We start from the raw sequence: 13263 nt of genomic DNA on the forward strand, positions 1-13263 counted from the left end.
AATTCCCTGCTCTGGTGCGAGCAATTCCCTGATATTTTCCCTGTTCGGACCCGCCGGTGCTTCTGCGGGCAAGTCGCGCGAGGCGGTTTTCGTCCGTCACATCAAAGACTTGGGCGTCGTCTCCCGACCAATGCCGACCGTTGGGGCCGATTTTTTATGCGGGAAACGCCGTGTACCTATAAGAAGGTGAGAAACACATGGAGCGCAGCAGCATGACTCGATGGATCCTCGTCGCCACGGCCGCCCTTCTCCTGGCTCCCCTGGCGGCGGGCTCGCAGCAGAGCCCGCAACCTTACGCCGGCCAGGAGAAGCGGCCGCTCAAGGCGTTGTCGGCGCAGCAGATCGCCGATCTCGAGGCGGGACGCGGCATGGGCTTGGCCCTGGCCGCGGAGCTGAACGGCTACCCGGGTCCGCTGCATGTGCTCGAGTTCGCCGAGCCGCTCGGCCTCACGCCGGCGCAGCGCGAGCGGACGCAGGTGCTGCTCGAGTCCATGAAGGAGGAGGCGAGGGCGCTGGGCGCCCGGGTCCTCGCCGCCGAAGGCGCGCTCGACCGGCAGTTCGCCTCGCGCAGCGTTACCGAGGCCAGCCTGCGCGAAGGCGTGCGCGACGTCGCCGCCCTGCAGGGTGACCTGCGGGCGACGCACCTCAAGTATCATCTCGCCGTGGCCGAGCTGCTGACGCCGCAGCAGATCGCCCGCTATGCGACGTTGCGCGGCTACGGCCAGGCCGCCCCCGCAACGCCGCACCACGGTCGCCATTGACCGTTGTAAAGGAAGCCCATGCTCATGCTGGACCGCGGGCGTCCCGCCCGCTCAAATTCATGAGCGGGCGGGATGCCCGCGGTCCGGGAAGAGCGTCAGGCGAGGTAGCTCGCCGACACGCCGCCGTCGACGATCAGCGTGTGGCCGTTGACATAGGCGGCCGCCGGCGAGGCGAGGAAGACGGCGGCGCCGGCGATCTCCCACGGCTCGCCCCAGCGCTTGGCCGGGCAGCGCTCGCGCAGGCGGGCGCCGGCCGGCGTCGCCGCCAGCGGCAGGTTGGTCTCGGTGGCGAAGAAGCCCGGCGAGAGGGCGTTGGCGGTGATGCCGGTGGCGCCGAGCTCGGTCGCCAGCGCGCGCGTCAGTGCCGCCAGGCCGCCCTTGGCCGCGGTGTAGGAGGCGCTGCCGGGGCTCGCCAGCGAGGCCACGATCGAGGTGACCAGGATCAGCCGGCCCCAGCCGCGCTCGATCATGCCCGGCATGACCAGGTGCACCAGGGCATGGGCGGCGACCAGGTCGACGTCGATCAGGCGGGCGAACGCCTCGGGCTCGATCTCCCGGATGGGCCGGCGGTCGCGCTCGCCGACATTGTGGATCAGGATGTCGATCGCCCCGGCCTCGGCCAGCGCGGCCGCCATGGCGGCGCGGTCGCTCATGTCGAACACCGCCGTGCCGGCGGCATGGCCGGCGGCGTGCAGCTCGGCCAGGCGCGGCGCCAGCCGCTCGGGCGAGCGGCCGTGCAGCAGCACCCGGGCGCCGGCCTCGGCGAGGCCCTTGGCCATCTCCCAGCCCAGCCCGCGCGCCGACCCGGTCACCAGGGCGGTGCGGCCGTCGAGCCGGAAGCGATCGGGGAAAGTCGACAGGGTAGGGGTCATGGTCTATCGCGACGCGCTGACTTAGCGGTGCCAGGGTAAATGCTGCAACTGCCGAAAGTGATCGGTCATCGCGGTGCGGCCGCGTATGCGCCGGAGAATACGCTGGACTCCTTTCGCGAGGCCCGCCGGCGCGGCGCGACGTGGGTCGAGCTCGACGTCAAGACGACGCGCGATGGCATGCCCATCCTGATGCACGACGAGTCGCTCCTGCGGACCACCGGGGTCGACCGGCTGGTGATCGACACCGACCGCGCCGACCTGCCGGCCGGCGTGCCGACCTTTGCCGAGGCGATCGCCTGCCTGGGCGAGCTGGGCCTCGGCTGCAACGTCGAGATCAAGCCCTGCCCCGGCCGCGAGGCCGCGACCGCGCGGGCCGCGGTCGAGACTCTGCGCCGGTGCTGGCCGGCGCACCTGCCGGAGCCGCTGCTGTCGAGCTTCAAGGACGCATCGCTCGCGGCGGCCCGCGAGGCGGCGCCGGAGTACGCCCGCGCGCTGCTGATCAGCGAGCAGGTGCCGGACTGGCACGCCCGGGCGCAGGCGGTGGGCGCGATCGGCCTCAACGTCAACGGCCGCAAGCTCGGGGCGCTGTGGGCACACGACATCAAGCGCGCCGGCTACCGGCTCGGCGTCTACACGATCAACGACCCGGTCGAGGCGCGCGCGCTGATCGCCATGGGCGCCGACTGCATCATCACCGACGCGCCGGACGTCATTCTCGCGGGGCTTGCATAATGGGCGCGTCTTGCGGGACGGAGGAGTCATGCTCACGCGGACCGCGGGCGTCCCGCCCGCTCTCGATCATGATCGTGGGCTTGATGAAGGCGTGTTCGGCAAGGGCACGCCAGACCGCGCCCGAGCCGAGCCGCGCCATGAGCGGGCGGGACGCCCGCGGTCCGGAAGACCATGACCCCTCTGCCCCCTTTCGGGGGCACCTCCCCCGATTACGGGGGAGGATTGAAGATGTGGCCCCGCCTCGGCCGCCGGCCCTCGAAAAACCCCGCCGCTGGCCGTACAGTGCAAGACCGGATGGACACCGACCATCGATGAGGCACTGGCACCAGCGCGACCGCCCGCCTGCCGACCTGCGCCGAGCGGCTGAAGACGGCGGATGAAGCGCGGACTCTTCCTGAAGTATGTCGTGCTGTTCGTCGGCCTGGTGACCGGCGTGCTGGTGATCAACGCCGTCCTCGACATGTATTTCGTCTACGAGGACAACCGCCGGGCGTCGATCCAGGTGCAGCAGGAGAAGGCCGAGGCGGCGGCGCAGAAAATCGAGTCCTTCATCCGCGAGATCGAGCGCCAGCTCGGCTGGGTGACCCAGGCGCACTGGGCCAGCCTGCCGCTCGAGCAGCGCCGCTTCGACTTCGCCCGCCTGCTGCAGCGGGTGCCGGCGATCACCGAGCTGGTGCAGCTCGATGCCAAGGGCCGCGAGCAGCTGCGCGATTCGCGGGTGTCGATCAGCGTGGCCGGCAGCGGCGTCGACCGGTCCGGCGAGCCGGCCTTCGTCGAGGCGATGGCCCACCGGGTCTATTTCAGCCCGGTGGAGTACGTCCGGGAGAGCGAACCCTACCTCACCATGGCGGTCGCCAGCGGGAGCCGGGCGAAACCCACCGGCGTCACCATCGCCGACGTCAACCTGAAGTTCATTCTCGACCCCATCTCGCAGATCAAGGTCGGCCAGGACGGCTACGTCTACGTCGTCGACCGGCGCGGCCGCCTGATCGGCCATCCCGACATCTCCCTGGTGCTGCGCGGCACCGACATGGGCGAGCTGGCCCAGGTCAGGGCCGCGCTGACGGGCGCCAAGGGCGGCAGCGCCGGCGACGCCGTCAATCGCGCCGGCGTGTCGGTGCTGTCGGCGCACGCCCTCATTCCGGCGCTCGGCTGGCTGGTGTTCGTCGAGGTGCCGACGCGCGAGGCCGAGCGGCCGGTGATCGACGCCGGCCTGCGGGCGCTCGCGCTGCTGGTCCTTGGCGTGGTCCTGGCCGGAGCCGCCGGCGCCCTGCTGGCACGCCGCATGGTCGTGCCGATCCGCACGCTCGAAGCCGGCGCCCGGCGGATCGGCGACGGCGCTCTCGACCAGCGCCTGTCGATCAGGACGGGCGACGAGCTGGAATCGCTCGCCAACCAGTTCAACCGCACGGCTGAGGCGCTGCAGGCGTCCTATGCCGATCTCGAGAAGCGGGTGGAGCGCCGCACCGCCGAGCTCAGCGAGGCGCTCGAGCAGCAGACGGCGACGGCCGAGGTGCTGCGCGTCATATCGCAGTCGCCGACCGACGTTCAGCCGGTGCTCAAGGCGGTGGTCGGCGCGGCGCGCCGCTTTTGCGGCGCCGACGATGCGATGATCGTCCTGCGCGAAGGCGACATGCAGCTGATCGCGACGCACGAAGGCTCGATGCCGGCGCTGCTCGGCGAGCGCATCCCGCTCGACCGCAGCTCGACGACGGGTCGCGCGGCGATCGACGGACGGACCGTCCACGTGCCGGACGTCGCCACCCTGGATCCGGCCGAGCACGGCAAGACCCTCGAGCTGGCCAAGCGGACCAACGTACGCGCGCTGCTCGCCGCGCCGATGCTGCGCGAAGGCAACGCCGTCGGGTGCGTGCTGTTGCGCCGGCCCGATCCGGGTCCCTTCACGCCGCGCCAGATCGAGCTGCTCGAGACCTTCGCCGCCCAGGCCGTCATCGCCATCGAGAACGTGCGGCTGTTCAAGGAGATCGAATCGCGCAATGCCGAGCTGCGCGAATCGCTCGAGTATCAGACCGCGATCAGCGACGTGCTGAAGGTGATGAGCCGCTCGACCTTCGACCTCGAGCCGGTGCTGCAGACGGTAGTCGAGACTGCGGCTCGCCTGTGCGACGCCCACATGGCCAGCGTGTTCCAACTCCAGCCCGACGGCGCATTTCACTGGAGGGCGGGCTACGCGCTCGATTCACGCTACCAGGACCATGAGGAGACGACGCCGCATTTGCCGGACGAGAATACGTTGGTCGGTCGTGTTGCCTTGCGTAATGCACCGGTCGCCGTTGCCGATGCGCTGGCAGATCCGGCCTATGGGCCGAAGGAAATTGCCGCGATTGGCAATATTCGCTCCATGCTGGGAGTGCCCATGATGCGCGCAGGCCAGCTGTTCGGCGTGATGTGTCTGGCCCGCGATCGCGTAGAGACCTTTACCGACAAGCAAATCGAGGTGGTCCAGGTATTCGCCGACCAGGCGGTGATCGCCGTCGAGAACGTGCGCCTGATCAACGAGATCCGCGACAAGAGCCGCCAGCTCGAGATCGCCAGCCAGCACAAGTCGCAGTTCCTGGCCAACATGAGCCATGAGCTGAGGACGCCGCTGAACGCCATCCTGGGCTACACCGAGATGATGGTCGACGGGCTCTACGGCCCGGTCGGCGAGAAGGCGCAGGGCGTGCTCGAGCGCGTGCAGAGCAACGGCAAGCATCTGCTCGGCCTGATCAACGACGTGCTCGACCTGTCCAAGATCGAGGCCGGCCAGCTGGTGCTGGCGATGGAGCATTACAGCGCGGCCGACATGGTCGCGACCGTGCTGTCGGCCACCGAGTCGCTGGCGCGCGCCAAGGGCCTCGAGCTCGCCTCGACGGTTCCGCCCGACCTGCCGATGGGGATCGGCGACGCCCGCCGCCTCGCCCAGGTGCTGCTGAACCTGGTGGGCAACGCCATCAAGTTCACCGACCAGGGCAAGGTCGAGATCCGGGTCGCGCGGGTTGGCGACCGCTTCGAGATCGCCGTCGTCGATACCGGCCTCGGCATCGCCCCGGACGACCAGAAGCGGATCTTCGACGAGTTCCAGCAGGTCGACAACACGAGCACGCGCAAGAAGGGCGGCACCGGCCTCGGCCTGTCGATCTCGCGCCGCATCGTCGAGCTGCATGGCGGGCGCATCACAGTCGAGTCCGAGGTCGGCAAGGGCTCGACCTTCACCATCGCGCTGCCGATCAACGCCCAGACGGTCAAGGAAGCCGCCGAATGAGCAAGAAGATACTCGTGGTCGAGGATACCGAGGACAACCGCCAGATCCTGCGCGACCTGCTGGGCATGGCGGGCTACGACATGATCGAGGCGTACGACGGCGCCGACGGCGTCGCCAAGGCCGCCGAGCACCGGCCCGACCTGATCCTCATGGACATCCAGATGCCGGTCATGGACGGCTACGAGGCGACGCGGCGCATCAAGGCCGACCCGGCCCTGAAGGCGATTCCGGTCATCGCCGTGACCTCCTATGCGCTGTCCGGCGACGAGGACAAGGCGCGCGCCGCCGGCTGCGACGACTACATCGCCAAGCCCTACAGCCCGCGCCAGATGCTGGCCAAGGTGCGGGGAATCGTCGGATGAGGGCTCATGGCTGGGAGCGCGCCACTCCGATGGCGCTCATAGGGGGTGTGGTCAACAAGAAGAGCGCCATCGGAGTGGCGCGCTCCCAGCCATGAGCGGCTGATGCGAACGCCGGCCCGGATCCTGGTCGTCGACGACGTCGCCGACAACGTCGAGATCATGCGCATGCGCCTCGGCGCGCTGGGCTACGACGTCGTCGCGGCCCGGGACGGCGAGGAGGCGCTGGCGTGCGTGCCCGAGCTGCTGCCCGACCTGATCCTGCTCGACATCATGATGCCCAAGGTCGACGGGCTCGAGGTCGTGCGCCGCCTCAAGGCGAACGGCGCGCTGCCCTTCATCCCGGTCATCCTGGTGACGGCGCGGGCGGGCCAGGCCGACGTGGTGGCCGGCCTCGATGCCGGCGGCGACGACTATCTCACCAAGCCGATCGACCATGGCGCGCTGGTCGCGCGGGTGCGCGCCATGCTGCGCATCAAGGCGCTGCACGACGAGGTGCAGGCGCTGAATCGCGGCCTCGAGGACAAGGTGAAGGCCCAGGTCGAGGAGATCGAGCGGGTCGGGCGCCTGCGCCGCTTCCTGGCGCCGCAGCTCGCCCAGGCCATCGTCTCGGGCGGCGAGGAGAAGGTGCTGGAGAACCACCGCCGCGAGATCGTCGCGCTGTTCTGCGACCTGCGCGGCTTCACGGCGTTCTCCGAGACCGCCGAGCCGGAAGACATCATGGCGGTGCTGGCCGAGTATCACGGCGCGGTCGGCCCGCTGATCCGCAAGCACGAGGGCACGCTCGACCGCTTCACCGGGGACGGCATGCTGGTGTTCTTCAACGATCCCCTGCCGTGCTTCGATGCGCCGCAGCGCGCCGCCCACCTGGCGATCGCCATGCGCGAGGCGGTGTCGGCCCTCGTGCCGACCTGGAAACGGCGCGGCCACGAGCTGGGAATCGGCCTCGGCATGGCGCAGGGCTACGCCACCTTGGGGCGCATCGGCTTCGAGGATCGCTTCGACTACACCGCGATCGGCGCCGTCATCAACCTGGCGGCGCGGCTCTGCGCCGATGCCGCCAACGGCCAGATCCTGCTGAGCGGCCGCCTCGCCGCCGCGGTCGAGGACATCGCCGACATCGAGGACATGGGCGAGCGCGCGATCCGCGGCATGTCCCGGCCGGTATCGGTGGTCAACCTGCGGGCGTTGCGGCCGTGATCGCGCCGGGACCGCGCGGGGCGTCGTCGCCGGCGGCGGAGCGGCCGGGCGGCGTCGCCCCGATGCTGGAGCGCGCGGTGGTCCTGCACCGCGGCGGCAAGCTTGCCGAGGCCCGCGCCCTCTACGAGCAGGTGCTGCGACGGCAGCCGCGCAACTTCGACGCCCTGCACCTCCTGGGAACGATCATGGCGCAGACCGGGTTCCGGCTCGAGGCGGTCGACCTGATCGGGAAGGCGATCGCGGTGCAGCCCCGCGATGCCTCGGCGCACTACAATCTCGGCAACGTGCTGCGCGACCTCGGAAGAACGGAGGAGGCGGTCGCCAGCTACGACAAGGCGCTGGCCCTGAACCCGCGCTCCGCCGGCGCCCACTGCAATCGCGGCAATGGCTTGCTCGATCTCGGCCGTCCGGCCGAGGCGCTGGCGAGCTATGAAGCGGCGCTCAGGCTGACGCCCGACTACGTTCGCGCGCTGGTCAACAGCGCCGTCGCGCTGCTCGACCTCAGGCGCCCCGAGGAAGCACTCGTTTTTTGCGACCGGGTCATCGCTCTGAAACCCGATCATGCGAAGGCCCTGAACAATCGCGGCAATGCCCTGCGCCAACTGCGGCGGAGCGGGCTGGCGCTCGCGAGCTTCGAGCAGGCGATCGCCGCCAGCCCCGACTTCGCCGAGGCGCACTGCAATCATGGCAATGCCCTGCTCGACCTGAGGCGGCCCAGCGACGCCATCGCGAGCTACGACCGTGCCGTCGCGCTCAAGCCGGATTATGGCGACGCCCTTTGGAACAAGGCGGCCGCCACCCTGATGATGGGCGATTTCGCCGGCGGCTGGCGGCTCTACGAGGCGCGCAAGCAGCGGCGCGAGCCGGTCGGGCGCTGCCCGGTGCCGGGGCCGGAATGGACCGGCCGCGAGACGATTGCCGGCAAGACGCTGCTCGTCTACTTCGAGCAGGGGCTCGGCGACACGATCCAGTTCAGCCGCTTCATCGGATTGCTCGAGGCGCGGGGCGCCCGCGTGGTCTTTCTCGTGCCGACCCGATTGAAGCGGCTGCTGCGCTCGCTGTCGCCGTCGGTCGAGCTGGTCGTGCCGTCGAGCGCCGTGCCGCGCTTCGACTACCAGGTGGCGCTGCTCAGCCTGCCGTTCGTCCTGGCGACCCGGGACGAGGCGGCGATTCCCTCGACGGTGCCCTATCTCGCGGCCGAGCCGGACCGCACAGCCGCTTGGCGTCGGCGCCTGGGCGATGGCGGCTTCAAGGTCGGCGTCGCCTGGCAGGGCAATCCGCTGGCCGAGACCGAGTCCGGCCGGGCGTTTCCCCTGGCCGGCCTGGCGCCGCTCGCCGGCCTGCCGGGCGTGCGCCTGGTCAGCCTGCAGAAGAACGATGGCCTCGACCAGCTGCCGGGGCTGCCGCCCGGCATGGCAGTCGAGACCCCGGACGGCCCGATCGACGAGGAGGACGGCTTCGTCGACACGGCGGCGATCATGATGAGCCTCGACCTCGTGGTCACCGCCGATACGTCGATCGCCCATCTCGCCGGAGCGCTGGGGCGGCCGGTCTGGCTGGCGCTGCAGCACGCCGCCGAATGGCGCTGGCTTCTCGATCGGTCGGACAGTCCCTGGTACCCGACGATGCGGCTGTTTCGCCAGCCCTCGCAGAATGACTGGGCAGGCGTGTTCTCGGCCATGACGGAGGTCCTGGCAGGCCGCGTGCGCAGTTCCTGACTTGCATCGGCGCGCAAGACTTGTTGGACTGTCGCCAGACTGTAATAAAACAGACACATCGCAGTCTCGTGGCCTGTCGATATAACCGGGGGCTTCTAAAGGGAGGTTTGTGGAGATGACACGGATTCATTTTTCTGCCGTTGCGGCGGCTGCGGTGCTGGCGAGCACGCCGGCCGCGTGGGCTCAGACCGAAATCCAGTGGTGGCACGCCATGGGCGGCACCCTCGGCGAGGTCGTCAATGCCCTGGCTGACGGATTCAACAAGTCGCAAAGCGAGTTCAAGGTCACGCCGGTCTACAAGGGGTCCTATACCGACACCTTGACCGCCGCGATCGCCGCCTTCCGCGCCAAGCAGCCGCCGCATATCGTGCAGGTGTTTGAGGTCGGCACCGCCAACATGATGGCCGCCAAGGGCGCGGTCTATCCCGTGTACCAGCTGATGGCGGACGCCAAGGAGCCGTTCGATCCCAAGGCCTATATCGGCCCGGTCTACGGCTACTACTCGACAACCGACGGCAAGCTGCTCTCGATGCCGTTCAACTCCTCGACCCCGGTGCTCTACCGCAACAAGGAGATGATGAAGAAGGCGGGGCTCGACCCGGAGAAGCCGCCGACGACCTGGCCTGAGCTCGGCGAGATGGCCAAGAAGGCGGTTGCAGCCGGCGCTAAATGCGGCTTCACCCCGCAGTGGCAGGGCTGGACGATGATCGAGAACTTCGGCGCCTGGCACAACCTGCCCTACGCCACCAAGGAGAACGGCTTCGGCGGCATCGACATCGAGCTCAAGTTCAACAGCCCGGCTCACGTCAAGCACATCCAGACCCTGGGCGAATGGAGCAAGGACAAGACGTTCGTCTACGGTGGCCGCGACGGCAAGTCGAACGCCTTGTTCGCGGGAGGCGAGTGCGCCTTCACGATCGGGTCTTCGGCGAATTCGGCAACGAACGACAAGGCTTTGGGCAAGGCGAATGTCGGCATCTCGATGATGCCCTATTGGCCCGATGTCATCGCCAAGCCGCAGAACTCGATCATCGGCGGCGCCACCCTGTGGGTGCTGAAGGGCAAGCCCGCGGCCGAGTACAAGGGCGTCGCCAAGTTCCTGTCCTACCTCGCCGGCCCGGCCGTTCAGGCCAAATGGCACCAGGAAACCGGCTATGTGCCCATCACCCTGGCGGCGGCCGAGATCACCGAGAAAGCCGGCTTCTACAAAACCAATCCCGGCCGCGACGTCGCGGTCAAGGAACTGACGCTCAACCCACCGACCGTGAATTCGAAAGGCCTGCGCATCGGCAACTTCGTTCAGATTCGCGACGTCGTCGACGAGGAGCTCGAGGGTGTCTGGTCGGGCAAGAAGGACGCCAAGACAGCGCTCGACGATGCCGTGAAGCGCGGCAACGAGTTGGTGAAGAGGTTCGAGGCCGCCAACAAGTAGGCACGATTGGTGCTGGGATACTTGCGACTCCTCCCCAGCTCCGCTGGGGAGGTGCTCCGTCATACGACGCTGGAAGGGTCATGGTCTTCCGGACCGCGGGCGTCTCGCCCGCTCATGATCGTGAGCGGGCGAGACGCCCGCGGTCCGCATGAATCGATGACCCAAGCGCCCGGTAAGACGGCGACACCTCCCAGCTGCGCCGGGGAGGAGATCATGAGGCGGCGCGGGCGCCTCGGCTGATGGAAAAGCGCGTCACCTTCAACGAGAGACTCCTGCCCTACTTCCTGGTAGCGCCGCAGATCATCATCACGCTTGTCTTCTTCTTCTGGCCATCCGGCCAGGCGATCTGGCAGTCGGTGCTGCTCGAGGACGCCTTCGGCGGCAACACCAAGTTCGTCTGGTTCGACAATTTCAGTCATCTGTTCGCCGATCCGGCCTACTTCGCTTCGGTGCGTCTCACTTTTGTATTCAGCGCGCTCGTGGCGGCGATCGGACTGGCCGTCTCGTTGCTGCTCGCGGTGATGGCCGATCGCGTGATCCGTGGAGCCACCGCCTACAAGGCCTTGCTGGTGTGGCCGTACGCGGTGGCACCGGCGGTCGCCGGCGTGCTGTGGGGCTTCCTGTTCAATCCCTCGGTCGGCATCGTCGCCTGGCTGCTCCAAGGCATCGGCATCGAATTCAACTACGTGATCAACGGCGACCAGGCCCTGGTGCTGGTGGTGATCGCGGCGGTGTGGAACCAGGTGAGCTACAACTTCCTGTTCTTCCTGGCCGGCCTGCAATCGATTCCGCGCTCGCTGATCGAGGCCGCTGCGATCGACGGCGCGGGACCGGGCCGACGCTTCTGGGACATCGTGTTCCCGCTGCTCTCGCCGACCGGCTTCTTCCTGCTGGTCATCAACATCCTCTATGCCTTCTTCGGCACGTTTGGCGTGGTCGATGCCCTGACCAAAGGTGGACCCGGCCAAGCCACCAATATCCTGGTCTACAAGGTCTACAACGACGGCTTCCGCGGCCAGGATCTCGGCGGCTCGTCGGCGCAGTCGGTGATCCTGATGTTGATCGTCATCGCGCTCACTTTCGTGCAGTTCCGCTTCATCGAGCGGCGGGTGCACTACTGATGATCGAAAACCGCCCCTTCGTCACCTTCCTGAGTCACCTCGTCCTGATTCTGGGCGTGGTCGTCATCGCCTTCCCGGTCTGGATGACCTTTGTCGCCTCGACCCATGACCAGGCGACGATGCTGCGCTCTCCGGTGCCGCTGCTGCCCGGCCCTCACATGTTCGAGAACTACCGGCACGTTCTGGTCGAGGGGTTCGGCCGCGGTTATGGCGGGGCGCCGATCTGGCTGACGCTGATGAACAGCCTGATCATGGCGCTCGGCGTGGCGCTGGGCAAGATCGCCATCTCGATCATCTCGGCTTTCGCCATCGTCTATTTCCGTTTCCCGCTCCGAATGGTCTTCTTCTGGGCGATTTTCGTCACGCTCATGCTGCCGGTCGAGGTGCGCATCGTGCCGACCTACGGCGTCGTCGCCGATCTCGGCATGCTGGACTCCTACTCGGGCCTGATCATCCCGCTGATCGCCTCGGCCACGGCCACCTTCCTGTTCCGCCAGTTCTTCCTCAGCGTGCCCGACGAGCTCACCGAGGCGGCGCGGGTCGACGGCGCCTCGCCACTACGCTTCTTCTGGGACATCCTGCTGCCGATGAGCCGCACGTCGATCGCGGCCCTGTTCGTGATCCAGTTCATCTACGGCTGGAACCAGTATCTGTGGCCGCTGCTGATCACCACCAAGGAGAGCTTCTACACCGTGGTCATGGCTGTCACGCGCCAGTCCAACGCAGTCGATGCGACGCCGAGCTGGAACCTGCTGATGGCGATGGCGATGCTCGCCATGCTGCCGCCGGTGCTGGTGGTGATCTTCATGCAGCGCCAGTTCGTGCGCGGCCTGGTCGAAACCGAGAAGTAGGCGAGACGGAGAAGCAGGCCATGGCGCAAGTCCATCTGCGCGGCGTCAAGAAGACCTACGACAACAAGGTCGACGTCATCCACGGCATCGACATGGAGATCGCCGACGGCGAGTTCATCGTCATCGTCGGCCCCTCGGGTTGCGGCAAGTCCACCCTGCTGCGCATGGTGGCGGGGCTCGAGCGCATCACCGGCGGCCAGGTCGCGATCGGCGACCGCGTGGTCAACGAGCTCGAGCCCAAGGACCGCGACATCGCCATGGTGTTCCAGAACTACGCGCTCTACCCGCACATGAGCGTGTACGAGAACATGGCGTACGGCCTCAAGATCCGCGGCATGCCCAAGGCCGAGATCGACCGCCGGGTGCGCAAGGCGGCCGCGACGCTCGAGCTCGGCACCTTCCTCGACCGACGGCCGCGCCAGCTGTCGGGCGGCCAGCGCCAGCGCGTCGCCATGGGCCGCGCCATCGTGCGCGAGCCCGCGGTGTTCCTGTTCGACGAGCCGCTCAGCAACCTCGACGCCAAGCTGCGCGTGCAGATGCGGCTCGAGATCAAGCGCCTGCAGCGCGAGCTCGCCGTCACCTCGATCTACGTGACGCACGACCAGGTCGAGGCGATGACGCTGGCCGACCGGCTGATCGTCATGAATGCCGGTGTCGCCGACCAGATCGGCACGCCGATGGACGTCTACGACCGTCCGGCCTCTACCTTCGTCGCCGGCTTCATCGGCTCGCCGGCGATGAACTTCCTGGCGGCGAAGGTATCGGCCGATGCCCGATCGGTCGATCTCGCCGGCACCGGCACGACTGCGGTCAGCCTGCCGCTCGGCCGGGCGACGGCGGCGGCGGCCGGCACGCCGGTCGCGCTCGGCATCCGGCCCGAGCATCTCCATCCCGCCGACGACGGCCCGCTCGCCTTCGACGTCGAGCTGGCCGAGCCGCTCGGCGCCGACAC

11 protein-coding genes are annotated in these 13263 nt (G+C 68.3%); 10 read left to right on the plus strand and 1 reads right to left on the minus strand.

Features of this window, described 5'->3' with window-relative positions:
• The first annotated feature begins 212 nt into the window (after positions 1–212).
• Entirely contained in the window at positions 213–761 is a 549-nt protein-coding gene (locus tag AB7O82_RS22925) for a Spy/CpxP family protein refolding chaperone (protein ID WP_428554551.1), read from the plus strand.
• A 95-nt stretch (positions 762–856) separates the two neighbouring features.
• On the opposite strand, the gene AB7O82_RS22930 is transcribed toward AB7O82_RS22925, so the two are convergent.
• Entirely contained in the window at positions 857–1633 is a 777-nt protein-coding gene (locus AB7O82_RS22930; RefSeq protein ID WP_428554554.1) for an SDR family oxidoreductase, read from the minus strand.
• A 39-nt stretch (positions 1634–1672) separates the two neighbouring features.
• Between AB7O82_RS22930 and AB7O82_RS22935 the strand changes: the two genes are divergently transcribed.
• The 9 genes from AB7O82_RS22935 to AB7O82_RS22975 all read left to right on the plus strand — a co-directional run.
• Positions 1673–2365, plus strand: a complete 693-nt coding sequence (locus AB7O82_RS22935; protein WP_428554557.1) for a glycerophosphodiester phosphodiesterase family protein — start codon at positions 1673–1675, stop codon at positions 2363–2365.
• A gap of 376 nt (positions 2366–2741) precedes the next feature.
• Positions 2742–5630, plus strand: a complete 2889-nt coding sequence (locus AB7O82_RS22940; protein ID WP_428554560.1) for a GAF domain-containing protein — start codon at positions 2742–2744, stop codon at positions 5628–5630.
• On the plus strand, positions 5627–5992 hold the full coding sequence (locus tag AB7O82_RS22945; protein WP_428554563.1) for a response regulator: 366 nt from the start codon (positions 5627–5629) through the stop codon (positions 5990–5992). The genes AB7O82_RS22940 and AB7O82_RS22945 overlap by 4 nt, the downstream gene beginning before the upstream one ends.
• Before the next feature lie 102 nt (positions 5993–6094).
• A complete protein-coding gene (locus AB7O82_RS22950) occupies positions 6095–7189 on the plus strand; it encodes an adenylate/guanylate cyclase domain-containing protein (protein ID WP_428620254.1) in 1095 nt (364 codons plus the stop codon).
• Positions 7186–8907 (plus strand): tetratricopeptide repeat protein, encoded by a 1722-nt coding sequence (locus AB7O82_RS22955; protein ID WP_428620256.1) that lies wholly within the window; start codon positions 7186–7188, stop codon positions 8905–8907. Before AB7O82_RS22950 ends, AB7O82_RS22955 begins: the two co-directional genes overlap by 4 nt.
• Positions 8908–9022: 115 nt before the next feature.
• Complete coding sequence (gene ugpB, locus AB7O82_RS22960) at positions 9023–10339, plus strand: sn-glycerol-3-phosphate ABC transporter substrate-binding protein UgpB (RefSeq protein ID WP_428550898.1); 1317 nt, start codon at positions 9023–9025, stop codon at positions 10337–10339.
• Positions 10340–10578: 239 nt separating this feature from the next.
• A complete protein-coding gene (ugpA, locus tag AB7O82_RS22965; RefSeq protein ID WP_428550900.1) occupies positions 10579–11460 on the plus strand; it encodes a sn-glycerol-3-phosphate ABC transporter permease UgpA in 882 nt (293 codons plus the stop codon).
• Positions 11460–12311, plus strand: a complete 852-nt coding sequence (ugpE, locus tag AB7O82_RS22970; RefSeq protein WP_428550903.1) for a sn-glycerol-3-phosphate ABC transporter permease UgpE — start codon at positions 11460–11462, stop codon at positions 12309–12311. The genes ugpA and ugpE overlap by 1 nt, the downstream gene beginning before the upstream one ends.
• Before the next feature lie 20 nt (positions 12312–12331).
• On the plus strand, positions 12332–13263 hold a 932-nt coding region (locus AB7O82_RS22975; RefSeq protein WP_428620257.1), incomplete at its 3' end, for a sn-glycerol-3-phosphate import ATP-binding protein UgpC.

Source organism: Reyranella sp. (genome assembly GCF_050185545.1).
Lineage (GTDB): Bacteria > Pseudomonadota > Alphaproteobacteria > Reyranellales > Reyranellaceae > Reyranella.